Below are 25,964 nucleotides of genomic sequence, written 5' to 3' on the forward strand. Positions count from 1 at the left end.
CCGGCGCCTTTTCTTTCACCCTTATTCGGTACGTGTGATGGTTACCTTGAGCACAGGGTTGTCGAACTTGTGTGACGCGTGCAGCACAGAGTCGGCCAAACCATCGTCCTGGCTGATAACACCCGGATGCACGTGCACCCTGTCCACATCGTCCCGCGCGGCGTTAAAACCTTCGCCGCCATCGGCAGGGCCGGGAATGGTGCCTTTGGCTTCGGAGTTGGCCTCGGTACCTGCATCGTATGCCATCAGTCTCCGGCTCTTGCTGGCGCCATTTTCCATGGACTCGATATCCATGGCGTTGAAACCACTGAAGGCATCATTGGTATTAACCAGCATGGTCAGCAGCGACAGGGCATCCACCTTATCTTCTGCGAGTGTGAGCGTGAGGGTTTCACTCATACCCGGTGGCAAAATGCCTGTACCGCGCACCAGGGTATCAACACCGCTGATGGCATCGAATCCGCTACTGTCGCCACCTTCGGCCAGTTGCTCCAGCGCCACGCTGGCACTTTCACCTATTTGCCACAGTGCAGTGTCATCATCATGACTGACAAGCGCCAGCGGCGACATCGGCTGATTGGCGGTGAGGTTGGTGACTGTAACTTCAAAGCTCTTCATCACCACTGGAGGCGGCGCAGGTGACTCCGGCGGCGGTGGTGGCAGATTGTCACTGTCGGAGCAGGCTCCAAGCCCCAACAGGGCAAGCGCCAGTAGGCTGGTTTTCATGGGAAGCTTATTCATCTTGAGCCTCCTTATTTCACAGTGACAACCACGCGGGCCACGGGGTTGAGCCAGCGGTGGATACGGCTGTCGAGATCAGAGGCGCCGCCATTGGGGTCGGTGTCACCCAGCACGCCGGGGTGGATATGCACCTTGTCATTGGTTGAGCCGTCGGCCACGCCGGTGCCGTTGCTGCCGCCATCACCGCCGGGTGCTGCCGGAATACCCGGTTGGCCCGGAGCGCCTGCGCCGTTGATGATTTCATCGTTGGCTTCGGTACCGGCATCGTAGGCGTTCAGGTACAGGGTGTAGGTGCCAGGCTCGGTGGGAATAGGCCAGCTATCCAGGCCGATAAAGGCATCATTGGTGGGCAGTACCATGGCGACCACACTCAGGTGGGTTTGGCTGCCGCTGTCCATCATGACGCCGGACACGCTGCTACCTGCGGCCATCAGGCCAGCGGCGGGGTTTTGTACTGTTACGCCACCGGCGCCTTCGACCTGAGTAACCAGCTCATCGATAGCGCCGCCTTCGGCCATTTTTTGCAGCGCGGCAGTGGCCATTTCGCCACTTTGGAACAGGTGCATATCAGCGCCATGGGCGGCGATCAGCACTGGAGTAAAGTGGTTGCCGTGGGTGAGATTGGTAATGCTGATGTCCAATTCGGCGGCGTTGCCGACAAAGGGCAGGGCAGCGGCAAGCAGGGCGCCTGCGGGCAAAATTTTGTGGGCCATGGTGTCTCTCCTTCTGGTGATTGATGGAGAAAGCATCCCGCGAGAATTTCACCCAAATATCGCCGAAATATCACAAAAAAATCACTGCGGGCACTTCTTCGTGTTAAATGCTGCGCTATATCAAGGCATGCTGATGTGCTTTTGGGCAACCTGCGAAAGTTTTTGCCTTGGAAGGCTCAGGACTGGTTTCGGTGCGTCTGCAAATAGGGTATGTTTCGGCGCGCTTATGCAGTACCCGTGGTCACCCTCGATTCATGGGATATACACAGCCGTGGTTTATGATGCACATTGGCAAGAAGTTTTTGGTTTTTATCGCTGCTTTCTGTATACCGGCAATATTGCTGGTGTATTGGGGTATGGGTCTTTGGTTTGAACGCAAAGCCACCTCGCTGCTGGAGCAATCCATTGCTCAGGAGCTTGTCAGCATTGAAGAGCAATATCAGCGCAGTGTTTGGCGCCAATTGCAGCTGAGCCACATATATGCAGGGCCGCTGAGCAGTCTCTCTCCGGAAGCTCAGGCGAGTATGGATTCTGCCTGGCATGAACGCACCCATGCCCTGGGTCTGCATTTTTACCGCTATTCTGATGCCGGGCTAATTTCCCTCGGCCAAAGCGGCGATTCTCTGTTATCCCCCGATATTATCTCCGCGCTGGTGCAAGGCAGCGACGATGTCGCAGTGGCCCTTCTACTGGACTCGGGTCCTCACCTGTTAACCGCCATCACACCGGGAGACTCCCGTGTTTTGGTGTCCCGCAGCCTGCCAGAGGAAGAGCTTACCCGCCTCGGACAGTCAGGTTTTGTCGAACGAATTCGGCTGCTGGAGTCGGGTGCTGCCGGTAAATATCAAATCCCGGTTGCCGGTATTGGCGCTGGTCGATTGGTACTCGACGTGAGTTTCGGAGTGCGTGATTTTCATAAATTGGCCATTCAGCCCGACCGGGTGGTAGTGGGTATCTTACTGACGGGCATATTGTTGCTTGCCCTTGGTTATCTGTGGATCCGCCGCAGCCTGGTGGTGCCGCTCAATGGACTTATGTCTCAGCTTGGCAACATGGACCCCAGTGCCAGTCGTTATCTTCCCCTCAGTGCCGATGGCTGTGCCGAAGTGCGGCATTTCTCCCGGGTCAGCAATAAGTTACTGGCCGAAATCTTTGCCCAAAAAGAACAGGCCAGGGTGATTCTGGAAGGCATTGCCGATGCGGTTATTCTCACCGATACCAAGGGTGATGTGCTTTACCTCAACCCGCCAGCCTGCCGTTTGCTTGGTGGACAAGCCCCCGATTTTACCACCAAACCCATCAGCGACATTCTGGGTATTAAACCGGCGCTGCTGCACACCTTTTTGAAAGGGCCGAGTCAGGCATGCAAACAAGTCTCCCTGCGTTTTTCTGGCAGGTTATTGCAATGCACTCTGAGCCCGATTGATGACCATCAGCACAAGCGTACCGGTGCCTTGTTGGCGCTGCGGGATGTCACCGCTGAGGAGCGCCTCAAGGCTGAGCTCAGGCGTCAGGCAGAAGAAGATGCGGTAACCGGATTGCCCAACAGAACCACCTTCGAGGCCCGAATGAAGCGACTTGCGTCGGGGCACGACACCGTGGCCCTGTGCTATCTCGACCTCGAACAATTTAAAATCATCAACGATAGCTGTGGTCATCTCGAGGGCGACCGCATGTTGTGTATGGTGGCAAAAGCCTTCCAATCCTGTTTGGCACCCGGTGAATTATTGGGGCGTGTCGGTGGGGATGAGTTTGGCATTTTACTGTTGGAGCGCAGCGCCCATGAAGTCGCCGTGTTGCTCAAAACGCTGCAGCAAAAATTGGCTATGCAGGTGCTCGAGAGTCAGGGACAGTGTTATCGGGTTGGTGTCAGTATTGGGGTGGCGTTTGCACGGGCGCCGTTGCCGCCCGTGGCCGAGCTGTTCAAAGATGCCGATATTGCCTGCGTGGCGGCCAAGCAAAAAGGCAGCAACCAAATTCATTTTTACGACGATAAAGACAAAGAGCTGAATTATCAGCGTAATGCTCCCAAATGGGCACTGCGCATTGCCAAAGCTATCCACAACAGGGAGCTGGAGCTTTACTTTCAGCCCATACATTCGCTCCATGGCCGCAGCCTGCGCAAGCGGATGGAAATCCTCCTAAGGATCCGTGAGAGCAATGGCCGCATCTTGCCGCCGGCACAATTTATTGCCTCGGCGGAGCGCTTTAAGCTGATGCCTGAAGTGGACAAGGCTGTGGTAGCCATGGCCATGGAGTGGCTGGCTGCACACCCCGAACTTTGGCACGACCATTGTCTTTCCATCAATTTGTCGGGCAATAGTCTGGGCGTGGAGGGCATGGAGTCCTATATCGTGGGACAGCTTAAGCGAAATGGCATCCCGCCTGCCTGTATCTGTTTTGAAATCACTGAAACCACGGCAATTCAAAATCGCCAAAGGGCACTGGATATGCTCAGGAGTCTTCGAAAACAGGGGTTTGCCTTTGCTATTGACGACTTCGGCAGCGGCTTCGCATCCTATGGTTATCTGCGGGAATTGCCGGTGGACTATGTGAAAATCGACGGCTGCTTTGTTCGCCAGCTGGCCAGCAATGCCAAGGACTATGCCATCGTGAAGTCCATCCATGATGTGTGCAGCGTGATGGGGATAGAAACTGTGGCGGAGTTTGTGGAAAGCCAGGACATCATGGCGCGCCTTGAAGAAATCGGCATTAATTATGCGCAGGGGTATGCCGTGGGGCGCCCGAAACCCCTGGTAGACTACGCCCCATTTCCGTTGCGGCAACCGGCTTAAGATTGCAAGTCAGCAGGGATTGTGACAGTGTAACTCTCTGTAAAATTGGAAAATCTTAATTCGGGGGAACTATGGATGGCCTGATGGACAAGGTGGTGATTTTAACCGGGGCTTCGGAAGGCATTGGCCGGGCTTTGGCAAGGGAGCTGGCCAGGCTTGGCTGCCATCTGGTACTCACCGCCCGCAGCGAAACCCGGCTGCAGTCGCTGGCGCTGGAGTTGGCACAGGAACAGGGAGCACAGGCTGATGTCCTTGTTCACAGCGCTGACCTTACCCATCCGCATGAATGTCGTGAGCTCATCGACGCCTGTATAGCCCGCTTTGGCCGTCTGGATATTCTTATCAACAACGCCGGTATGACCATGTGGTCACGTTTCGATGAGCTGGAAGATCTCGCCATTCTTGAACAGATCATGGCTGTGAATTACCTCGCTCCGGCGCGCCTCACCCATATGGCCCTGCCGCATTTGAAACAAAGCCGGGGGCAGGTCGTGGCCATTGCCTCGGTGGCAGGCCTCACTGGCGTGCCTACCCGCAGTGGCTATGCGGCCTCCAAGCATGCCGTGATGGGCTTTTTCGACTCCCTCAGAATTGAGCTTGCCGACGATGATGTGGCCGTCACCGTGATTTGCCCCGACTTTGTCGTGTCGCAAATCCATAAGCGCGCGCTGGATGGCAAAGGTAATCCCCTCGGCACCACCCCAATGAAGGAAGACAAGATAATGTCGGCCGAAGCCTGTGCGGCGGCCATGGCGCCTGCCATCGCCTGTCGCGAGCGCTTGCTTATCATGTCCCGCCGTGGCCGCCTCGGTCGTTGGGTGCGTCTGCTGTGGCCTTCGCTGATTGATAAGCTGGCCAGAAAGGCGATAGCCGGCGGGCATTGAGGTTACTCAGGCCTGTAAACCCGGTTGAGTTACCCATTGAAAAACGCCCCGAAGGGCGTTTTTTTGTTTTACAAACTGCAACTTGCCGGTGAGCTGCCATCGCGCCACTGGGTGCTGGCATCTGAGAGTGACAGTGGCAGGAAGTTCAGGCCTTCACTCATGTTGGCTGGCGGCAGGTCTGTCTCCAGCACATACATGCCCATCGGCAGGCTGCCCTTGGTGGCATTGGCCTGTGCCTGGGTAGCAGCGAGGCTTGAGTAGCGCAGCCCCAATATAAACGCTGTGGCCTTCGAAGGGATGCGGTTCAAAACTCATACTTATTTCCTGATGCTTGGGCTTACTCGATGAAGTATGAGTCATAGTTGAGGGCGGGCAGTTTTGCGGGCATGCAACGACTCAGTGAGAGGCGCACTAACCAGCAAATTTCAGGATAATGGCTTATCTAATGACAAATATCATCCATGCTCCCAGCATTAAATTGCTTAAAACCTCAATGATTTGTTGTTCAATATTATATGTTTCATTTTCCTCTATTAAATCCAATAAGGTTTTAAATCTCATCAGAGCATGGCTCTACTTTTCTATGTGAGTAAATGTTAAAAATATAATTATTGGTCATAATATTGGCAATAAAGGTAAATATAATATTTTCAATGTGGATTAATATGTCTGTGCGTATATCTTGTCGTATTTTTGTGCAGAAGATATGAATGATTTGCCTATTACTGTGTAGCACTTTTGGGTGAATTTATTTTATAGATGTATGGTGTTTATTTATAACATTTTGATTATCTTGTGTAATTTTTGATTATGATATAGATGTAAGTTATATGTGCACGTATTGATATACTGATTTGTTCAAGTTGAATGTAAATATTAAATTAGTGACTAATATTATTCGGCCAATGTTGTCATGGCATTATTTTAGTGTGTTTTTTTCTGCTTTTAATGTGGAGAGTATGGAAATGGCTAAGTTTAATATCGGACGTTTATCACTTATTATGCTATTTTATGGGGTGTCAAGTAATGTTTTTTCTGCTCCTGTAGAGTACATTGCTAATGGCGACTTTGAAACCGGAGATTTCTCTGGTTGGAATATTACGGACTCTGGCTCCGGGGCTTGGGTTATCAATGATGGCACATTTGACCCAACAGGACCTGGGGAACCGCTACCACCCATTTCAGGCACCTATGATATTGTGAGTCATCAAGGGGGACCTGGCTTGCACATAGCAACTCAACCCATATCCCTGCCGACTGCGATCAAATCTGCAACCCTCAGCTGGGCCGACCGAATTCGCAGTTATGCTGAGTTCAGCGATCCAAATCAGGAATGGCGTGTATTGGTTGAGGATACCAACGGCAATCTGCTGCAAGAAGTTTTTTCTACCAATCCCGGTGACCCAACCCAACAAATAGGGCCAAATAACCGAAGCTTTGATTTAACTGCCCTACTGCAAACCTATCAAGGACAGCAGGTGGTTATCAGTTTTGAAGAGCAGGATGATCAGTTATATTTTAATGCAACATTGGATGATGTCAGCCTTGAAATTACCCAACTAACTCTGTCGTGTGTGGGTGGTGGGTTTGAACCTCCATTCTCTGACCCCATAGTAATATTCGGCAAAAAGAATATGGCGATTCCGGTTAAATTTAAGCTAATCGATGCTGACGGTGTTGAATATACTTTTGACGATATAGCACCACCTGTCGTGAATATCTCTTATTCACCATTGGTTGCCGGACCTACTATAGATGTTACCGACGATTTGTTGCCATTAGGTAATGCCAATGATGATAATATTTTTCGTTGGGATGTGGATGGTCAGAAATGGATTTATAATTTAGGCACAAAACCCTATAAGTCTCTAGGCACTTATACTGTATCAGTAGCACCGGGTTCCTCTGATTACACTGTTGATTCAAGTTGTGAACAGATTTTTGAAAGACAATAGTGAGAATTAAGCAATAAACAAGCGCCTGAAAGAGCGCTTGTTTATTTTAATGGGCTATAATGTTTTTCATATAGTTGCAGAATTAATCATACATCAATTGTTATTTCAGTATGTGTCTGATTATTTGATATTAAATAATGCCCAAAAAAAGCCGGCGGATGCCGGCTTTCTCAAGGACGGGTGTTTACTGTTTTTCGCGGGCAATGGCGCGATAGCCAATGTCGGTGCGGAAGTACATTTCATCCCAATGGATTTCATCCACCAGAGGGTAGGCAGGTTTTTGCGATTCGGTCACGCTGTAGTACCCAGCGCAGTAGCACATGACACACGGTATATGTAAGCGGCGCCTGCTATCGCCTGCTATCGCCTGCTATCGCCTGCTATCGCCTGCTATCGCCTGCTATCGCCTGCTATCGCCTGCTATCGCCTGCTATCGCCTGCTATCGCCTGCTATCGCCTGCTATCGCCTGCTATCGCCTGTCGCGAGCGCTTGCTTATCATGTCCCGCCGTGGCCGCCTCGGTCGTTGGGTGCGTCTGCTGTGGCCTTCGCTGATTGATAAGCTGGCCAGAAAGGCGATAGCCGGCGGGCATTGAGGTTACTCAGGCCTGTAAACACGGTTGAGTTACCCATTAAAAAACGCCCCGAAGGGCGTTTTTTTGTTTTACAAACTGCAACTTGCCGGTGAGCTGCCATCGCGCCACTGGGTGCTGGCATCTGAGAGTGACAGTGGCAGGAAGCTCAGGCCTTCGCTCATATTGGCTGGCGGCAGGTCTGTCTCCAGCACATACATGCCCATCGGCAGGCTGCCCTTGGTGGCATTGGCCTGTGCCTGGGTAGCAGCGAGGCTTGAGTAGCGCAGCCCCAGCATATCGAAATGGCTCTGCCAGTTGATGCCGGTGAGCTTGCTTAACGACACCAGCATAAAGTCGTTGCCAGGAATATCCCGCACCTTCTTGCCCGCGTAAACGCTATGGCCTTCAAAGGGGAACAGGCCAAAACCGAGACGGTCTTTATTGGCGTCCCAATCGGCCTGATTGCCGCTTAAGGCACCAAAGATGCGCTGGTGCTGGTACAGCAGGGTGAAGATATTGAAACCATTGGCCAGACGGGTGCCATCGGCGAGCTGCATGCCGTGGCTGCGCAGCGCCATCTGGATGTAAAACGCCATCCGATAGCCGTTGTGCACCGCATAGTTGTTGCTCTTCCAGGGGGCATCGTAGCGGTCGCTGCCCGTATCCAGTACCTTGCAGTTGGCGCCAAGCACCACCCGGTTGCCGCTGCTGTCTTTCACGCCAGCGGCATCCGACATAAACACATAAAACAAATCTTTATGGTTCATATGGCCATCGGTGATGGGGGTGGTGTTGCCGTCACGCAGATAATGGGCTTGCCATTTCACCACGTAGGGGAAGATGTTGTTGGAGTTCTCCCCGGCGCGGCTGGCGTAACCTGCCCAGTTGTCGGTATCACCTGCGGCGGCATATTGCACATTGAGGCGGTTGGTTTGCAGGTTGTGGCCCAGCTCGTGGTTATCGCCCCAGCCGGTGGGGCTGATGTTCCAGGCCGCATCCCAGGGGTTGCCGCTGCAACCGGCGCCGCAGTGGGCGTTCTGGTCGTAGTTGGCGTGCTGGATGATTTTGCGGGTGTGCAGGGCTTCATCCAGGCACTCGCTGCCAAGCAGATTCACACAGGCGGCTTTCACATCGGCAGGCAGAGATTCTGCCAGGTTTTTGCCCTGAATTTTAAAGCCGGCCAGGGTGTAGACCGCATTGATATGATCTTCCGAGATGCTTTTCAGCAGTGCATTCACATCGGCCACGGCGCCGCCAATGGCATTGGTAAAGCGGTCACGGCGCATATGCTGCTCGGCGCCATCGGTACGCAGATCCACATGGGGCAGTTCGGTCTGGCTCAGGCGCTCATTAAAGGCGGCGATTTGGCTGTCATCACTGAAATTCATGATGACCGGATGGCGGGTTACGCCGCTGGCGCTGATGTCTGCGCTCAGGGCTTCACCGCTGCCACCGAGATACAGGTACAGAGGTCCGCCGTAGGGGCTTGAAAAACTGATGCTTTCGCCCTTTTCCAATCGCAGGCGCTGGGTAGCCAGCTCCAGTGGTGCCCGGTACACCTTTTGCTCGAAGGCGCGGTTGGTGTTGCGTCTGTGGTAGTTGAGTTTGATTTCCACCCGTGCATCGCTGTTATCCAGTCGATTCAGGGTCACAGTTTGCCCCGGCAGCACATACCAGCCGGTGGTGGTCCACTGGTTGGGGTAGGGCACGCCTATGGTCTTGCGCTCGGTAACTGTGGCCGGATGGGCGTAACTGGCGTTGCTGCCCTTGGCGAGATTGTTCCTGTCGGTTACGTATTCTCCGAGGTCGGGCTGAGCCGGGTTGTCCTTGCGGGCATAGTTTACCAGCCAGTCGGCGAACATGGCTTGCTGCCAGCTTTGCTGCTCTTCCCAGGCGATGGGGTAGTCGATGGCAGCGCGGTATTTGTCGGCAAGCAGCACGGCGGCATGCAGGGTGTCGGCGCCATTCAGTGACAAGGCATCCTGGCCCATATTATCGAGGGTAACGGCAGCGCCTCTCAGCCAGTCGGCACCGGCTTTGAAGGCGTCAACAAAGCCTGCCTCATCACAGGAGAGGAAGTTGCCGCCGCAGTTGTCCAGCAGCGCCGTATCGAAATGACCGGCATCCAGGTTTGCCAGCAGGCGGTCGACCGCTGCCAGATTCGCATCGCTGGCGCGGATGTCGCTCACGGTCAGATTGTCGGCGTTGAGCTTTGACCAATAGTTGCCATAGGTCACCAGCCCCATTTGCTGATACAGCGGGCTGAGCATGGGGCTGGCTTCACGCCAGTAGTTGGACAGCAGCAGCGGGATCCCCGCTGCTTTGGCCTTGGCGACGGCTGCGGCTATGCCCTCATGGCCAAGGGATTGGCGATCGATGTCCGACAGGATAATCAGGTCGGGCTTGAGGTTGTCTATGCAAGTCGATAACGCATCGTAATCACAGCTGTTGGCGTCGTTGATGCTGTGGGCATTGGCATAGTTGTTGGTCAGCCAGGTGCGAATCCCTTCGTTATGGGGGAAGTACCAGCTGTCGGCACGGCTCGGCATTTGCGCCGTGACTATGCTGAGGCCATCGGTTTGGTCGGCGCCCCTGGTGAGCCAGCCGATGAGGTGTTTGAGCAGCATATCGGTTTCAGATGAGGTGCTGACCGAAAACAGGTTTGCCGCCATGGCGGCGCTGCGGTACTCACCCTCTTCTGACACCATCACCAGACCTCGATTGGCGCTGTTGCCACTGCCATCTTTATTGGCGGGCAGTAAGGTATGGGTGCGCTCAGGCAGGAAACTGGTGAAGGTGATGGAGTCGTGGCTCGGGTGCCAGCTGATTTGGGAAATGCCCTGATACAGGGAGTCGACCAGCGCCTTACGGGAGCCCTCGGCCGCAGCGACGGCATCTCTTGCGTGGCTGATAAGCTCAGCATCAGTGGCCAGGCTGTGGTCGCGGTGGCGAATGGCATTGGTGGCATTGGTGATAAAGCTGGCGCTCACGGTGCAATCCGCGCCCATGGCGGCCGTGGTGTAGTTGCTGCCCGACAAGGTGCCGCCACAACCCTCAATGGTATCCAGGATAAAGCCGCTGCTTGGAGTTACGGTAAAGCTACCCTGTTTACCCGCTTCGATGCTTAGACTGGCGGGAGACAGCTGGCCGCCGCTGCTGCTTTGGGCTTTGGCGGTGTACAGGGTTGCAGCGGGTGGCGTGGTGCCACCATCACCGTCGGAAGAACCACCTCCTCCGCAGCCATAGAGGGCCAGGCTCAGGGCGGTGAATATCAGGGTATTTCGCATGGCCACTGTGTTTCTCATGGGTATTCCTTGTGGGCTTTTTGTACTGTTATTGTGCGGGCATTATAACCTTTTCCTCTTGGCTTTAAAGAATTTAGTTTAATAAATTCATTACGTTACATAATGGTGTCTTTGACGATCGTCAAAGTGCAGGCACAAAAAAGCCGGCGTATGCCGGCTTTTTCAAGGACGGGTATTTACTGCTGTTCGCGGGCAATGGCGCGATAGCCAATGTCGGTGCGGAAGTACACGTCATCCCAGTGGATTTCATCCACCAGCGCATAAGCGGCTTTTTGCGCTTCGGTCACGCTGTTGCCAAGGGCTGTGGCGCACAGGACGCGGCCACCGTTGGTGACGACGCGGCCATCGACCATCTTGGTACCGGCATGGAACACCTTGGCGTCGTTGTTACCGAGGGACAGACCCTCAATCACATCGCCCTTGCGGTAGTCATCGGGATAACCACCGGCGGCCAGTACCACACCTACGGCGGCGCGGCTGTCGTACTCGGCGGTAACCTTGTCGAGCTCACCGCGGCAGGCTGCCAGACACAGCTCAACCAGATCAGACTTCAGACGCATCATGATGGGCTGAGTCTCCGGGTCGCCGAAGCGGCAGTTGTATTCCAGCACCTTGGCCTGACCCTGTGGGTCGACCATCAGACCGGCATACAGGAAGCCGGTGTAGACGTTACCCTCGGCAGCCATGCCATCCACGGTTGGGCGAATAACGTTGGCCATCACCCAGTCGTGTACATCCTGAGTCACCACAGGGGCTGGTGAGTAAGCGCCCATGCCACCGGTGTTGGGGCCGTGGTCGGCGTTATCGCGGGCCTTGTGATCCTGGCTGGTGGCCATCGGCAGGATGTTTTTGCCATCGACCATCACGATAAAGCTGGCTTCTTCGCCCCTGAGGAACTCTTCCACCACCACGCGGGAACCGGCTTCACCGAACTTGTTGCCTGCCAGCATATCGTCGATGGCGGCATCGGCCTCGGCCTGATCCTGAGCGATGATCACGCCCTTACCTGCGGCCAGACCATCGGCCTTGATAACCACAGGGAAACCTGTCTTGGCGGTAAGCTCGGCCACAAAGGCCTTGGCGGGCGGGATTTCGGTGAAGTTCTGATAATCCGCCGTCGGGATCTGATGGCGGGCCAGGAAGTCCTTGGTGAAGGCCTTGGAGCCTTCCAGCTGAGCGGCACCCTGGGTTGGACCAAAGATGGTCAGGCCTTCGGCGCGAAACGCATCCACCACACCAATCACCAGCGGCGCTTCGGGGCCAACTATGGTCAGGGCGATATTGCTTTCTTTGGCAAAGGCGAGCAGCGCAGGGATGTCGGTGGCATCAATCGCCACGTTTTCCACCTTGGGCTCGAGGCTGCTGCCGGCGTTGCCGGGGGCCACAAATACGGTCTTTACGTCGGCATTCTGAGCGGCTTTCCAGGCCAGGGCGTGTTCGCGGCCACCACTGCCAATTACGAGAATATTCATCTGCTTATTCCTTAAATCTTGAATGCGAAAGGCAGCCCTAAGGCTGCCTCAATCTTATCAGTGGCGGAAGTGGCGCATGTTGGTGAATACCATGGCCATGCCGTGCTCGTCGGCGGCGGCAATCACTTCCTCGTCGCGGATAGAACCGCCGGGCTGGATGATGCAGCTGATCCCGGCAGCCGCAGCGGCGTCGATACCGTCGCGGAACGGGAAGAAGGCGTCGGATGCCATCACAGAGCCCTCAACCACCAGACCTTCGTCGGCAGCCTTGATGCCGGCAATCTTGGCACTGTAAACGCGGCTCATCTGGCCTGCGCCCACGCCTATGGTCATGCCTTCTTTGGCATACACGATGGCGTTGGATTTAACGAACTTGGCCACTTTCCAGCAGAACATCAGATCTTTGAGTTCAGCTTCGGTCGGTACGCGCTTGGTCACGACTTTAAGCTCAGCCTCGGTCACCATGCCCTGATCGCGGTCCTGAATGAGCAGGCCACCGTTGACGCGCTTGTAGTCCAGACCCTTGGTCTGCTCGGTCCACTGACCGCACTCCAGCAGGCGTACGTTGGTTTTCTTGGCAACCACGTCGCGGGCAGCCTGGCTCACCACTGGGGCGATGATCACTTCCACGAACTGACGCTCAACGATGGCGGCGGCGGTGTCGCCGTCCAGCTCGCGGTTAAAGGCGATGATGCCACCGAAAGCAGACGTTGGGTCGGTCTTGTAGGCGCGGTTGTAGGCGTCCAGCAGGTTGTCGCCCAGGGCCACACCACAGGGGTTGGCGTGCTTGACGATAACGCAGGCAGGGGCGTCGAATTCTTTTACGCACTCAAGGGCGGCATCGGTGTCGGCGATGTTGTTGTAAGACAGGGCCTTACCTTGCAGCTGAGTGGCGGTGGCCACAGAGGCCTCGTCGCTGTTCAAATCCACGTAGAAGGCGGCGCTCTGATGGCTGTTTTCGCCGTAGCGCAGGTCCTGCTTTTTCACCAGCTGGGTGTTGAAGGTGCGGGGGAATTTGGAGTCGTCGTGGCACTCGTCGCTGCTGTGAGCAGGCACTTGGGTGCCGAAGTAGTTGGCAATCATGCCATCGTAAGCAGCAGTGTGCTCAAAGGCGGCAATGGCCAGGTCAAAACGGGTAGCGTGGGTGGTAGAGCCGCCGTTGGCGCTCATTTCGGCCAGCACGCGGTCGTAGTCTTTGGCGTTAACCACAATCACCACGTCTTTGTGGTTCTTGGCGGCAGCGCGCACCATGGTAGGACCGCCGATATCGATGTTTTCGATGGCGTCTTCCAGGGTACAGCCAGGCTTGGCAACGGTAGCGGCAAAGGGATACAGGTTAACGGCAACCAGATCGATAGGGCCAATGTTGTTGGCAGCCATCACGTCTTCGTCCTGGCCGCGACGCGCCAGAATGCCACCATGCACCTTGGGATGCAGGGTCTTGACCCGACCGTCCATGATCTCAGGGTGACCTGTGTAGTCAGAAACTTCGATCACAGGTACGCCGTTATCGGCCAGCAGCTTGGCAGTGCCACCGGTGGACAGAAGTTCTACGCCCTGTGCATGCAGTGCCTGGGCAAACTCGAGGATACCTGTTTTATCGGACACGCTCAGCAGCGCGCGGCGAATGGGTCTGGCATTATTCATTTTGGGTACAGTTTTCCGCTGTTAAGGGTTCAAGGATCTTTCGGAAAACAAAACAACATCAAGGTTTTATTTTCCAAAAGCCCCTCGCGTTCCCCTTACGCGAGTTTATTTGTCTGCCAAGACACCTTTTTATGGGCGCGTATTCTACCGTAAAACACTGCCCGGCGCTGTTTTTTCTGCGTGATTTCACAATATCGTTCTGCGAACGACACACAAGGCAATACAGACTCTTGACCTTGGATTAAACTCCAAGGTTTATACTGGCGCCATTGTTGAAATTCGGAATAGACACATGTATCGCATTGGTGAGTTAGCCAGCCTCTGTGAGGTGAAAGCCGATACCCTGAGGTTTTACGAAAAGCACGGCTTGCTGGCGCCCTCAATGCGCAGCGATTCGGGCTACCGGCTTTACAGCCAGGGCGATGCCGCCCGGCTCAAGTTTATTTTACGTGCCAAGGCGGTGGGCTTTAGCCTGAATGAAATCACCGAGCTTTTGTCCATTGAGCTTAATAAGGCCGAGTGGGCCTGCGCCGATGTAAAGGGCATGGTGGATGACAAGCTCGAGCAGGTGAGTGCCAAAATCGCCGAACTGACGGTGTTTCGCGATTCTTTACAGCGTTTGTCAGACGCCTGCTGCGGCGGCCCCGAAAGTGCCGAACACTGCTCCATTTTGGAAGCCTTGGAAACCAATCATCAGGTGCGCCCGGAACATCACGGCAGCGCGCAGCATAAGGATGATGACTCATGTTGTTGAATAACTTTCTCCACTTGTTTTTGGAATCGGCCCCCTGGCTGCTGCTGGGGCTGTTTTTGGCCGGTATGCTGAAAATGTTTGTGCCCATGGCGTGGATGCAAAGGCAGCTCGGTGGTCACGGCTTTAAGGCCACGGTGAAGGCGGCGCTGCTGGGTGCGCCCTTGCCGCTGTGCTCCTGCGGCGTGATTCCGGCGGCCGTTGGCCTTCGGCGCAGCGGCGCCTCCAAGGCGGCCACCACCTCGTTTTTGGTCTCCACTCCTGAGACAGGCGTCGATTCAGTGACCGTCTCCTATGTGCTGCTAGGCCCCTTTATGGCCATAGTGCGCCCCATTGCCGCCGTGACCAGCGCCATAGTGGCAGGCCTGCTGGTGGGCCGAGATGAAGATGAGCCGGATAACAGATCCCAATCCAAAGAAGCATCGCCTGAAAAGCAGTCTGATAAGCCTTCTGATAAGCCAGTGGCCAAGCCAGCCATGAGCTTCAAACCGGTTGCAGCAGGCAGCCCTCTGATGACCCCAACCGGCGCCAAGCTGGCTGGGGCGCCGGCGGTGAGTTTCAAACCAGTTACCGAAAAAACAGCGGCAAAGACTGGCGCCAGCTACTGCTCCGGCAAAGCCGAAGCTGAGTCCAAGCCCGAACCCATACAGGGATCCTGCTGCACGCCAAAGGCGGTTGCGGCTTCCTGCTGCGACGCCAAGCCCGCCGCTGAAACGACTTCCTGTTGCAGCCCCAAGGCCGCAGTGCCCGAGGCATCGAGCTGCTGCGCTTCTTCATCCACACCCACAGCCAAAGCTGCTGATGCAGGCTGCTGTGGCAGCACACAACAGCATGCTCACCCGGCGGATAAGCCTGCCTCTGTGATAGAGCGAATTTGGGATGGGCTGGTGTATGCCTCAACCGACCTGGTGCGCGATACCGCTATCTGGCTGCTGATTGGTCTTTTCTTTGCCGCTTTGGTGCAAACCTATGTACCGGCAGACTTTTTGGCTCAATGGGGTAACGGCATTCTCGCCATGTTGGTGATGGTGCTGGTGTCCATTCCCATGTATATCTGCGCCACGGCATCGACCCCGATTGCGGCCGGTTTGCTGCTGGCCGGTGTCTCACCCGGGGCTGTGCTGGTATTTATGATGGCAGGCCCAGCCACCAACATCGCAACCCTGGGAGTCGTGACCAAGGAGCTGGGTAAGCGGGCGCTGTTTGGCTACCTCGGCGGTGTGCTGGGGGTGGCCTTGGTGTTTGGTGTGCTGGTGAACTATCTGGTGGCGACCTTCGGCTTTGAAGTGGCGCCGCAGATTGGTGAAGAGCATGCCATGTTGCCAGACTGGCTTGTGGCTTCATCCGGGTTGCTGCTCGCCGTCCTGATGGGGCGGGTGCTGTGGCAAAAGCTGCCGCGCAAACAGAGAACCGGCAGCTGCTGCAGCTAAGGTTCACGGCACAGCATCACCAGGCCCCGCACCAGCGGGGCCTTTTTATTGGCGTTGATGCCATGAAGGCGAGGTTGAACTTGCCGTTGGTTATTGTATTTGTTTACAAAATAGACTTGTCTTCCCGGCATTGGCGTTGAATGATGTGGAAGTTCCTGCAGTAACGGACTGACCTTATTACAAAGAGGGATACACATGAAAAAGACCCTGCTGACACTCAGCCTGGCCACGTTGGCGCTGGCCGGTTGCCAATCGACCCAATCCAATCAGGGGGCGGATACAGCGGCGACTGCCAACGCCACCAATAATCAGGATGCCGCCACGGCCAAGCAGCCCTACGCCAAACCCTTGCTGCTGGCACACCCCAGGTACGATGCCAAAACCTTTTTTGATACCACCTCCTACACGGGGTCGAGCATTTCTGCCGACGGCAGCGCCGTGCTGGTGGGGTCGGATGAATCAGGTATTTATAACCTGTATCGCCTTAGCCTGCTCGATGGCAGCAAAACTCAGCTGACCAACTTTGAAGACAGTACCTTCCCGGTGCGCTGGTTTCCAGGGGATGACAGGGTGCTGCTGAGTAAGGACAAGGGCGGTAATGAGCTGAACCACCTGTATGTGCGTGAGCTGGATGGCAGCGTGAAAGACCTGACTCCGGGCGATAACACCCGGGCTGGCTTTGCCGGATTCAGTGGTGATGGCACGGTGTTTTTTGTGCAGACCAATGAGCGCAATCCCAAGTTTATGGATTTGTATCGTTACGATGCCAGGACCTATGAGCGCACCCTGGTTTTTCAAAACGATGAAGGCTATTCACTGGGTGATATAGACCGCAGTGGCCGCTTCGTGGCGCTGAATAAGTCGGTCAGTAACAAGGATATCGACATCTATCTGCTGGACCTTCGAAGCCGCGCCCTCAAACCCGTGATGGTGAGCGAACCGGGACTTGAGGCTGCCGAGGAGGTATTCAGCTTTTCCCACGATGGCCGAACCCTGTATTACGGCAGCGATGCCAAATCCGAGTTCAACGAGGTGTGGGCATATGATATCGCTTCCGGCACCCGTAAACCTATCGCCAGCCGTGATTGGGATGTCAGCTATTACGGTTTTTCGGACAGTGGTCGCTATCAGGCCATGGCGGTGAATGCCGATGCCAGCACCAAGGTCACCATCACAGACACCCAAACCGGCAAGGCGTTGGCCCTGCCACCTTTGCCACCGGGGGATTTCCGTGGCGTAAGTTTTTCCAAAGACGATAAAACCATGGCGTTTTATCTGAATTCAGATATTTCACCGTCTGAGCTGTATGTCTGGCAGATAGGTGAGCCTTCGGTAAAACGTCTCACCAAGGCCCTTAGTCCTGCCATGGACAGCGCCAATCTGGTGCCTTCTGAGGTGGTCAGGTTCAAGAGTTTTGATGGTCTGGAGATCCCTGGGCTTTTGTATCGGCCCAAGCTGGCCCACGCCGCCAGTCCGTCCCCTGCGGTTATTTATGTACACGGTGGCCCCGGCGGCCAGAGCCGCAGTGGTTACAATCCGGCCATCCAACATCTGGTCAATCACGGCTACGTGGTCTTTGCCATTAACAACCGCGGCAGCTCGGGTTATGGCAAAACCTTCTTCCATCTGGATGACAAAAACCACGGTGATGGCGACCTGAAGGACATGGTGTGGGGCAAGAAATACCTCCAGAGCCTGGACTGGGTGGATAAGGAGCGTATCGGCATCATGGGTGGCAGCTACGGTGGCTACATGGTGGCGGCCGCACTGGCCTTTACTCCCGAAGAGTTCAAGGTGGGGATAGATATTTTCGGTGTTACCAACTGGGTGCGTACCCTGAACTCCATCCCGCCCTGGTGGGAGAGTTTCCGTAAGTCGTTGTACGACGAGATGGGCGACCCCGCCACCGATGCCGAGCGGCACAAGGCCATTTCGCCGCTGTTCCATGCCGAAAAAATTGTTCGCCCCCTGATGGTCATTCAGGGCGCCAACGATCCGCGGGTACTGCAGGTGGAAAGCGATGAGTTGGTCGAAAAAGTCCGGGCCAATGGCGTGCCGGTTGAGTATGTGCTGTTCGATGACGAAGGCCACGGCTTTACCAAGAAAGCCAATCGGATCACCGCATCCGAGGCGTACCTCAAGTTTCTGGATACTTACCTGAAACCCTGAGATTAAGAAAATCAAAAAAGGCACTCATTGAGTGCCTTTTTTATTGGATAAGGTCATGACCTTATTTGCTTTTTTTGCCGAGGTTTTCAACCTTGCCGCTGCTGACAACCTGCTTTTTGGCTTGTTTGGCGGCGCGCTTTTCCTTCATGGATTTTTGGGGCTGTTTTTTCTGATCTCTGCTCATGGTGGCTTCCTGCATTGATGTGAACGTTTGCCAGGACATTTTTTGTTCGGCAAGAACCAGAATAGAGAATTGAAATTGGCGTGGATAGATTATTTTAAGCTAAGCCAACATTGCTTATATCGACAAATACTAGCTGGTCGTACTGGCAAAATGGGGGCACAAAAAAGCCCCTGAAACAGGGGCTTTGGACGCTGATTATCAGCTGGCGGGAGTAAAGTCACCGGGGAAGTGGCGAATGGTGGTTTCACCTTTGGTCACTGTTACATCCTGCTCATCGGCATGGATGAAGAAAGGCATTTCAACATCGGTTGGCGAGTTGTCGGCTTCCGGATCGTCGTTCTGGGCGACACAGGTGTAGCCCAGTGCGTAATCACCGGTAACCACGAAACCAAACTCGTAGTCATGACCGATTACGGCTTCCTCTGCATTGGTGATTTCGTTTACGCGGGCAACGGCAAGCGGAGCCACCATGGGTTCGGTAACCATGGGGCGGATGTCACTCATGTTGTCCAGCAGAGTTGCGGCGGGGTAGAGGTACACGGCGGGGGCAAACTCGCTGCCACCGGCGGCAGTTTCACAGGCAGCCATCAGCTCGTCGCTGACCTGGCCGCTGATGTTGCCAACTTCGGCGCGGTTTACCAGTTGCACCGAGGTAGGCTTCAGGGTCCAGTAGTCTTTGTTGCCATGGGGCGCCTGGATGCCACGGGCGAGGTCAAACTCAGCCACGTAATCGTTGGCACCGGCTGCAATGGTGAAAGACTTGTTGAAGAACAGGCGACCTGTATCGGCCTCATCGGCGCCAACGCCACCACAGCTGCCGTTGCTGTTGGTCACCAGACCGTGGTCGTTGCCATCGTTGGTTTTAACGAATGAGCTGGTGGTATCCACGGTTTCACGGTTTTCCATGTAGATACACATTTGGTATTCGCCAACCGGTACCTGAACGCCTTCTACCAGGATTTCGGCCGAGCTGCCCTGAAATGCCAACAGATCAACCTGTTTGGCGTTGCCGTCGGTAGACACATTGAAAGACTGAGACCCATCGGCGTTTTTCAGCACTACCTGTTTGAAGGCAATGTTGACCTGGGTTGCATCGGCTGGATTGTCAGATACGCCCAGACTGAAGCTGCCCATCTGAGGTTGTGGATTTGAGTCATTGTCACTGCCACCACAGGCTGCAAGCAACGAGGTCAGGGTGACGGCGATAAGCGTTTTGGTGAGTTTCATGTTGCACCTTTTTGTTATTCAGAGTTCCATTTTTCCCTTTTTTTGAGGTTGTCTTCTTCCATGATCCCCCAGCCCTGACTGTCAGGGCTTGCCTGAAAGGATAAGCAACCATGCGGTAAACGCAATCTTTCGCCCATTAAACCTGAGATGAATTGATGTTAATGAAGTCAGGTATTTCAAGCACCTGATCGCCGAATTGGGCCACCAGGTGCTGATAAATAAACTCGATAAATACCCGGTATCGCCGTGGTAAGTACGCGCTTTGAGGGTAGCTCAGGGTAATTTTCGCCTGATGCATGGGATAGTCTTCCAGAACGGGGACCAGTTTGCCTGAGGCCAGGGCCTCGCTGGCGATGAGGGTTGGCACAGTCGCTATACCCAGCCCCTCGATGGCGGCCTCCCTTGCCAGGGTGACATTATTGACGGTGAGCTGGGCCACGGGTTCGTATATCTGCCACTGCTTGCCATCAAATATCTTCCAGACGCCGTCGATATGGGCCGATACCAGCCGAATAGCCCTGTGATGTGCCAAATCGGCCGGTGCCTTTGGTGTGCCAAACTGTGCCAGATACTCGGGGGAGGCCAGCAGCATCTTGTCTGCCTTGACCATGGCATGGCAGGTGAGGCGGGGGTCCTTGGGTTCGGCGATTTGAAACAACATATCGATATCTTCTTCAATCACATCGATCCGGCGATTGGTGAGTTCGGTATTGATTTGGATGTCGGGATATTGCTTTAAAAAGCGGGCGAGAATACTGCCAAGAAACAGCTGGCCCAGCTCTATGGGGCAGACAATCTTCAGCTTGCCGCGGATGCTTTGCTGGCTGGCACTCAGCTGGGTTTCGGCCTGCTGCAGCTCCGACAGTACCCTGCTGACCCTGTGGTAATAGTTGCTGCCGGCTTCGGTTAACTTGAGCGCGCGGGTGGTGCGAAACAGCAGTTGGACACCGGCGTTTTCTTCCAGCTCGGCAACTTTGCGGCTCACTGTGGCCTTGGTGATCCCCAGTGCGGTGGCTGCGGCGGTAAAACTGCCATGCTCCACCACGGCCGCAAATATCTGCACCCGATTCAAATCCATTATTGTTACACCTGTGAAACAGTGGGTTGAATTTCCACTGACTAATAATATTAAAGAGACAGTTTTACAATAGCAGCCACTGAATAAGGAGTCTATTGTATGAGCAAGTCAAAAGCCCTGGTGCTGTTACCCGTACTGCTGGTGCTGGCCGGTGGTGGCTTTTATCTGTGGCACAGCCTCAGATTTATTGAACACACAGACAATGCCTACGTTGAAGCCGATATTTCCCAATTGAGCGTGAAAGTGCCTGGGCTGGTTGTGCAATCTGAGGTGCAGGACAACCAATATGTCACGGCGGGCACCCTGCTGGCGAAGTTGGATGACAGCGAGTTTCGCGCCAGAGTGCTGCAAAGTGAAGCCAGATTGGCCAGCGTAGGGGCCGAGCTCGCGACCCTGGAAGCCAAGCTGCTGCTGCAGGCATCTTTGATTGCCCAGGCCAAGGCGGGAGTGCAGGCCAGTGAGGCCGATGTTCGCCGGGTACAGCAACAACTGACACGCGCCACCGAGCTGCGTCGTCGCGATTACAGCTCCCAGGATGATGTTGACCGTCTGACCGCCGAGTTTGATGGCGCTGCCGCCAGACTCGCCGAGTCCCGGGCGTCACTGGCTGCCAGAGAGCAGGAGCTGGGGGTGCTCAAGGCCCAGCGCGAGCAGCTGTTTGCTGCCAGGGCCGAAGCCAATGCGGGGCTGGAGCTGGCCCGGCTTCAATTGCAAGATACCGAAATTCGCGCACCCTTTAACGGCATAGTGGGCAAGCGCGGTGCCTTTGTCGGCCAATATGTGCAGCCGGGACAGGCGCTTTTCAGTTTGGTACCGGACGGAACTGTGTGGATTACGGCGAACTTTAAAGAGACCCAAATCCAGGCCATGGTTCCGGGCCAGCCGGTGGCAGTGTCACTCGACGCGTTTCCCGACCATGATTTCCATGGAGTCATCGACAGCCTGTCACCGGCTTCCGGCGCCAAATTCAGCTTATTGCCCGCCGAAAATGCCACTGGCAATTTCACAAAAATTGTACAGCGCATTCCCGTTCGTATCCGCCTTGAGCTGCCACCCGGAGAGCAAAAGGTAGTACCGGGGCTCAGCGCTGTGGTGTCTGTGGATACGGCCGCTACGCCTGAGCTGACAGTGACCGCCGGTCGCTGAGGGGACGGGCATGAGTGCGAGTATTGCGTTGCCGCAAACCGAGGTGGATTACGGTGTAGGCAGTCGCCGCGCCTGGATTGCCGTGATGGGCGGGCTTATCGGCGCCTTTATGGCGATTCTGGATATCCAGATCACCAATGCTTCCATGAAGGAAATCCAGGGCAGTCTGGGGGCGACCCTTGAAGAAGGTTCCTGGATTTCGACCGCTTATCTGGTTGCTGAAATGATAGCCATCCCCCTGTCGGGGTGGCTCAGTACCGGTTTGTCGGTGCGCCGTTACCTGCTGTGGAGTACCACCGCCTTTATTATCAGCTCACTGCTGTGTTCCATGGCATGGGACCTGAACTCGCTGATTGCGTTTCGTGCCCTGCAGGGATTTTTTGGCGGCGCCCTGATCCCGCTGGCGTTTCGTCTGATTGTGGAATGCCTGCCCTTTGAGAAGCGTGCCATGGGGATGGCGCTCTTTGGCGTCACGGCCACCTTTGCGCCCTCCATCGGGCCTACCCTGGGTGGTTGGCTGACCGAGCATTTCAGCTGGCATTTCCTGTTTTATATCAATGTACCACCCGGACTCCTGGTGCTGTGGATGCTGGCATATGGCCTGCCAAAAGGCCCCATCGACTGGGCAAAGCTTGGCAAGGTGAGCTGGGGTGGCATCGCCACCATGGCGCTCGGGCTTGGCTGCCTTGAGGTGGTGCTGGAAGAGGGGAACCGCAAAGACTGGCTCGGCTCCGACTTTATCCGTGATTTGGCCATCATTGCCGCCATCAACCTGGTGCTGTTTGTCTATTTGCAGCTGAGGAGCCGCAATCCGCTGGTGAACCTGCGTCTGTTGGCCCACAGGGACTTTGCGCTGTCGTCGCTGTCGTATTTTTTGTTGGGGCTGGGGTTGTTTGGCGCCATTTACCTGATCCCGCTTTACCTGTCGCAGATCCATAACTATTCGGCGCTGGAAATCGGCAAGGTCATCATGTGGATGGGGTTTCCACAGCTTTTGGTGCTGCCTCTGGTGCCGAAACTGACCCAAAAGCTGGACCCACGTTATCTGGCGGCCTGGGGCTTTTTATTGTTTGCCCTGAGTTACTATCTCAATGCCCATATGACGGCTCAGTATGCCGGTGAGCAGATGATTCTGGCGCAAATCGTCAGGGCGCTCGGGCAGCCATTCGTGTTGGTGCCCATTGGTATGATAGCGACCATGCATTTGCGTCAGGAAGATACCCCAAGCGCCTCTACACTACTGAATCTTATCCGTAACCTCGGTGGTGCCTGTGGTATTGCGCTGGTGGCAACCATGCTGGATAACCGCTTCCGCCAGCATCTGGCCTATTTGAAAGAGTCGCTGCCCGCGGTCAGTCAGCAGGCGCACACCTACCTGCAACAGCAGGCAAGCAGCCTGTTTGCGGCCGGGGTCGATCCCATGGCGGCCGATTCGATGGCCCGCAAGATGCTGTCTGATACCCTGGTGCGGGAAGCATACATGCAGGCCTATAACGATGTGTTTTTTGCCATAGGGGGCCTGCTGCTGGTGGCCGTAGTGGCCGTATTGCTTATCAGACCTTCTTCTCAGGCCGGGAATGGCAGCGGTGCCGGGCACTGAGGCAAGGCGTTTGTGGGGCGAGGCGTCTTGGTTGGCAGCAGCGGGATGGCGTCTAATCGTCCAAAGCGGGGCTGCAAGGGGCCGATGGCGGTGATAGACTGACCGCGGTCAATTACCCGGAGGCCCCTATGATCCGCTGGCAAACACAGGCTTTTTCCGACCTCGATGCCCTGACGTTGTACCGTTTATTGAAGCTCAGAGTGGATATTTTTGTGGTAGAGCAGCATTGCCCCTATCCCGAACTCGACGACAAAGATTTGCATTCGCAGGCGATGCATCTGCTGGGTTGGCAACAGGATTCGCTGGTCGCCTATGCGCGCATATTGCCGCCGGGACTCAGTTACCCCGAAGCCAGTATCGGCCGGGTCGCTGTTTCCGAAGCGGTGCGCGGCGGTGGCATGGCCAGAGCGTTAATGAACAAAGCCATTGAACATGCCCTGCAAACATGGCCTGACGCCGGCATTCAAATCGGGGCGCAGGAATACCTGCAGGGTTTTTATTCCTCACTTGGTTTTACACCAGCCTCCGACGTTTACCTTGAAGATGGGATCCCCCATCTGGATATGCGCTTTCATCAAAGGACATGAGAAGATGACAAACTATGTGATTAACCGTCGCCAACTGGTGTGTGTGGCGAGCTTTTTAGCGTTTCCCGGTAAAGAAGAAGCCCTGATTGAGGCCCTGGGTGCGCTTATTCCCGATACCCGCCGGGAAGTGGGTTGCATCCGATACGAGCTGAACCAGAGCCGCGACGAGCCAAGGCGCATTACCTTTATCGAAAAGTTCGTGGATGTGGAGGCGTTCGACAGCCACTGTGCCAAGGATGCCATTCAGCACTATTTTCATCAGCAGATGCCCGAACTGGTGGAGTCTTTCAAGGTGGAAACCTACCACGAGATCATTGTCTGAGTCGGTTGATATTTGGCAGCAGGCAGCAGTAACACAGACGTTAAAAAGCCCCTGACAGGGGCTTTTTTAATGCTGAAAACCGGCGGTAGTTATCTGTTATTGGCCGCGCAGCACTATTTGCGGATTGGTATCCAATTCGCCATCGGCAGTCAGGGCTGCCAACTCTTGATCCTGCGCTATCACCGCCAGCGGTCCCCTTGGCATGCTGCGCACAAACAACAACCTGTATCCCCAGGCCTGTAAGCGGTAAAAACTCATTTTTTGTTCGGCAGTCATGATATTCCAATGCTGCTGAAATGTTGGGGCGCTCCCTCGCCTGTCTTGCTCCACCAATGCGGTTTGATTCATCATGACTCGCCTTTTTAGGTGAAAACTGGCACAGTTGCCGCGCATTTTAACAGCAGTTGTATGGTTAAAATTTGCGCTGGCGCATATTTGTAAGCATTTCTTATGACTGAATAGTCAAAGGTTCCTGTTCATGCTCAATTACATAGCTCCGGTATTTCGTCCACCCTCTGAATGGCAATCGCTGATCCTGCAGGTGACAAACGGCTGCAGTTATAACCGCTGCCGTTTTTGCGACATGTACACCGCTGAACAAAAGCGTTTCCGCGCCTTTAAAGAAGACAAAATAGAAGCTGACCTGAAACAGGCCGCCGCATCAGGCGTGCCCATAAGACGGGTGTTTCTGGCCGATGGTGACGCCATGACACTGCCATTTGCCCGCCTGGAAGCCATTTTGCTGCTTATCCACAAATACCTGCCCGACGTGAGCCGGATTAGCAGCTATTGCCTGCCAAGAAACCTCAGCAACAAGTCGGTGGAGCAGCTTGTCCGCCTCAGAGAGCTGGGACTCAGCCTCATGTATGTGGGCTGCGAGAGTGGCGATGATGAAGTACTGGCCCGAGTCGAGAAGGGTGAAACCTTTGCTTCCTCCCTGGCGGCACTTGAGAAAATACGCGCTGCCGGGATGAAGTCCTCGGTGATGATTCTAACCGGTCTTGGCGGCATACATTTGTCACAGCAACATGCCATGAATTCTGCCCGGCTGATGAATGCCGCCCAGCCGGACTATTTGAGTACCCTGGTGGTTACGCTGCCCCTGGGCAAGGCACGCATGAATGAAGGCTTTGACAAGGACTTCCGCTTGCCCCAGCAGCGAGGGTTGCTGGAAGAAATGCATACCCTGCTGACGCACCTTGAGTTGTCGCAGACAGTGTTTCGCTCGGATCATGCGTCGAATTATCTGGTGCTCAAGGGCGTTCTGGGGCGGGACAAAGACAAGTTATTGTCGCAGGTGCGTTTGGCGCTGGACTCGCCGGGCGCCGTGCCGCTGAGGCAGGAATGGCAGCGGGGACTGTGAGGCGCTCGTGGAGCGCCTCCG

Annotated in this window: 20 protein-coding genes and 2 pseudogenes; 12 read left to right on the forward strand and 10 right to left on the reverse strand. The window is 55.1% G+C overall.

The window, feature by feature from the left end:
• Positions 1-21: 21 nt before the first annotated feature.
• Entirely contained in the window at positions 22-741 is a 720-nt protein-coding gene (locus K0H79_RS02030; protein ID WP_220077137.1) for a spondin domain-containing protein, read from the reverse strand.
• A gap of 11 nt (positions 742-752) precedes the next feature.
• The gene (locus tag K0H79_RS02035) at positions 753-1,454 is read right to left on the reverse strand and encodes a spondin domain-containing protein (protein ID WP_220077138.1); all 702 of its coding nucleotides are present in this window, start codon (positions 1,452-1,454) and stop codon (positions 753-755) included.
• Between the two features lie 278 nt (positions 1,455-1,732).
• Here K0H79_RS02035 and K0H79_RS02040 point away from each other — a divergent pair, with 278 nt between their 5' ends.
• The gene (locus tag K0H79_RS02040) at positions 1,733-4,249 is read left to right on the forward strand and encodes a bifunctional diguanylate cyclase/phosphodiesterase (protein WP_258405456.1); all 2,517 of its coding nucleotides are present in this window, start codon (positions 1,733-1,735) and stop codon (positions 4,247-4,249) included.
• 71 nt (positions 4,250-4,320) lie between these two features.
• Positions 4,321-5,133 carry an SDR family oxidoreductase gene (locus K0H79_RS02045; RefSeq protein ID WP_220077139.1) on the forward strand — a complete coding sequence of 271 codons (813 nt, stop codon included), beginning with the start codon at positions 4,321-4,323 and terminating at the stop codon, positions 5,131-5,133.
• Positions 5,134-5,201: 68 nt separating this feature from the next.
• Here K0H79_RS02045 and K0H79_RS02050 read toward each other — a convergent pair.
• Positions 5,202-5,408 (reverse strand): annotated as a pseudogene (locus tag K0H79_RS02050) (hypothetical protein); the annotation flags it as partial.
• A gap of 690 nt (positions 5,409-6,098) precedes the next feature.
• Between K0H79_RS02050 and K0H79_RS02055 the strand changes: the two are divergent.
• Complete coding sequence (locus K0H79_RS02055) at positions 6,099-7,088, forward strand: hypothetical protein (RefSeq protein ID WP_011758512.1); 990 nt, start codon at positions 6,099-6,101, stop codon at positions 7,086-7,088.
• A 184-nt stretch (positions 7,089-7,272) separates the two neighbouring features.
• Here the strand turns inward: K0H79_RS02055 and K0H79_RS19365 are convergent.
• From K0H79_RS19365 to purH, 4 genes and pseudogenes are all read right to left on the reverse strand, one after another.
• Positions 7,273-7,418, reverse strand: a pseudogene (locus tag K0H79_RS19365) (phosphoribosylglycinamide synthetase C domain-containing protein); the annotation flags it as partial.
• A 333-nt stretch (positions 7,419-7,751) separates the two neighbouring features.
• Positions 7,752-10,949: an ImpA family metalloprotease gene (locus K0H79_RS02060; protein ID WP_220078063.1), complete on the reverse strand. Its 3,198-nt coding sequence runs from the start codon at positions 10,947-10,949 to the stop codon at positions 7,752-7,754.
• Positions 10,950-11,143: 194 nt separating this feature from the next.
• Positions 11,144-12,439: a phosphoribosylamine--glycine ligase gene (purD, locus tag K0H79_RS02065; protein ID WP_220077141.1), complete on the reverse strand. Its 1,296-nt coding sequence runs from the start codon at positions 12,437-12,439 to the stop codon at positions 11,144-11,146.
• Positions 12,440-12,496: 57 nt separating this feature from the next.
• The gene (gene purH, locus K0H79_RS02070) at positions 12,497-14,086 is read right to left on the reverse strand and encodes a bifunctional phosphoribosylaminoimidazolecarboxamide formyltransferase/IMP cyclohydrolase (protein WP_220077142.1); all 1,590 of its coding nucleotides are present in this window, start codon (positions 14,084-14,086) and stop codon (positions 12,497-12,499) included.
• 292 nt (positions 14,087-14,378) lie between these two features.
• Here purH and zntR point away from each other — a divergent pair, with 292 nt between their 5' ends.
• From zntR to K0H79_RS02090, 4 genes are all read left to right on the forward strand, one after another.
• Entirely contained in the window at positions 14,379-14,840 is a 462-nt protein-coding gene (gene zntR, locus K0H79_RS02075) for a Zn(2+)-responsive transcriptional regulator (protein ID WP_220066507.1), read from the forward strand.
• Positions 14,831-16,267: an SO_0444 family Cu/Zn efflux transporter gene (locus K0H79_RS02080; RefSeq protein WP_220077143.1), complete on the forward strand. Its 1,437-nt coding sequence runs from the start codon at positions 14,831-14,833 to the stop codon at positions 16,265-16,267. Before zntR ends, K0H79_RS02080 begins: the two co-directional genes overlap by 10 nt.
• A gap of 195 nt (positions 16,268-16,462) precedes the next feature.
• Entirely contained in the window at positions 16,463-18,436 is a 1,974-nt protein-coding gene (locus tag K0H79_RS02085) for a S9 family peptidase (RefSeq protein ID WP_220077144.1), read from the forward strand.
• Positions 18,437-18,491: 55 nt separating this feature from the next.
• Positions 18,492-18,638 (forward strand): hypothetical protein, encoded by a 147-nt coding sequence (locus K0H79_RS02090; protein ID WP_220077145.1) that lies wholly within the window; start codon positions 18,492-18,494, stop codon positions 18,636-18,638.
• Positions 18,639-18,818: 180 nt separating this feature from the next.
• Here the strand turns inward: K0H79_RS02090 and K0H79_RS02095 are convergent, their stop codons facing one another.
• The gene (locus K0H79_RS02095) at positions 18,819-19,847 is read right to left on the reverse strand and encodes a DUF4382 domain-containing protein (RefSeq protein ID WP_220077146.1); all 1,029 of its coding nucleotides are present in this window, start codon (positions 19,845-19,847) and stop codon (positions 18,819-18,821) included.
• Between the two features lie 136 nt (positions 19,848-19,983).
• Positions 19,984-20,925 carry a LysR family transcriptional regulator gene (locus K0H79_RS02100; protein WP_220077147.1) on the reverse strand — a complete coding sequence of 314 codons (942 nt, stop codon included), beginning with the start codon at positions 20,923-20,925 and terminating at the stop codon, positions 19,984-19,986.
• Between the two features lie 99 nt (positions 20,926-21,024).
• Between K0H79_RS02100 and K0H79_RS02105 the strand changes: the two genes are divergently transcribed.
• From K0H79_RS02105 to K0H79_RS02120, 4 genes are all read left to right on the forward strand, one after another.
• Complete coding sequence (locus K0H79_RS02105; RefSeq protein WP_220066513.1) at positions 21,025-22,071, forward strand: HlyD family secretion protein; 1,047 nt, start codon at positions 21,025-21,027, stop codon at positions 22,069-22,071.
• Positions 22,072-22,081: 10 nt separating this feature from the next.
• Positions 22,082-23,671 carry a DHA2 family efflux MFS transporter permease subunit gene (locus K0H79_RS02110; protein ID WP_220077148.1) on the forward strand — a complete coding sequence of 530 codons (1,590 nt, stop codon included), beginning with the start codon at positions 22,082-22,084 and terminating at the stop codon, positions 23,669-23,671.
• A gap of 131 nt (positions 23,672-23,802) precedes the next feature.
• Complete coding sequence (locus K0H79_RS02115) at positions 23,803-24,258, forward strand: GNAT family N-acetyltransferase (RefSeq protein WP_408733381.1); 456 nt, start codon at positions 23,803-23,805, stop codon at positions 24,256-24,258.
• Between the two features lie 4 nt (positions 24,259-24,262).
• Complete coding sequence (locus K0H79_RS02120) at positions 24,263-24,580, forward strand: putative quinol monooxygenase (protein WP_011758525.1); 318 nt, start codon at positions 24,263-24,265, stop codon at positions 24,578-24,580.
• A gap of 96 nt (positions 24,581-24,676) precedes the next feature.
• On the opposite strand, the gene K0H79_RS02125 is transcribed toward K0H79_RS02120, so the two are convergent.
• Positions 24,677-24,931 carry a hypothetical protein gene (locus K0H79_RS02125; RefSeq protein WP_220066517.1) on the reverse strand — a complete coding sequence of 85 codons (255 nt, stop codon included), beginning with the start codon at positions 24,929-24,931 and terminating at the stop codon, positions 24,677-24,679.
• Between the two features lie 127 nt (positions 24,932-25,058).
• Between K0H79_RS02125 and K0H79_RS02130 the strand changes: the two genes are divergently transcribed.
• Positions 25,059-25,943 carry a radical SAM protein gene (locus K0H79_RS02130; protein WP_220077150.1) on the forward strand — a complete coding sequence of 295 codons (885 nt, stop codon included), beginning with the start codon at positions 25,059-25,061 and terminating at the stop codon, positions 25,941-25,943.
• Positions 25,944-25,964: the final 21 nt, after the last annotated feature.

Origin of the sequence: Shewanella sp. FJAT-52076 (assembly GCF_019457455.1) — a bacterium.
Lineage (GTDB): Bacteria > Pseudomonadota > Gammaproteobacteria > Enterobacterales > Shewanellaceae > Shewanella > Shewanella zhangzhouensis.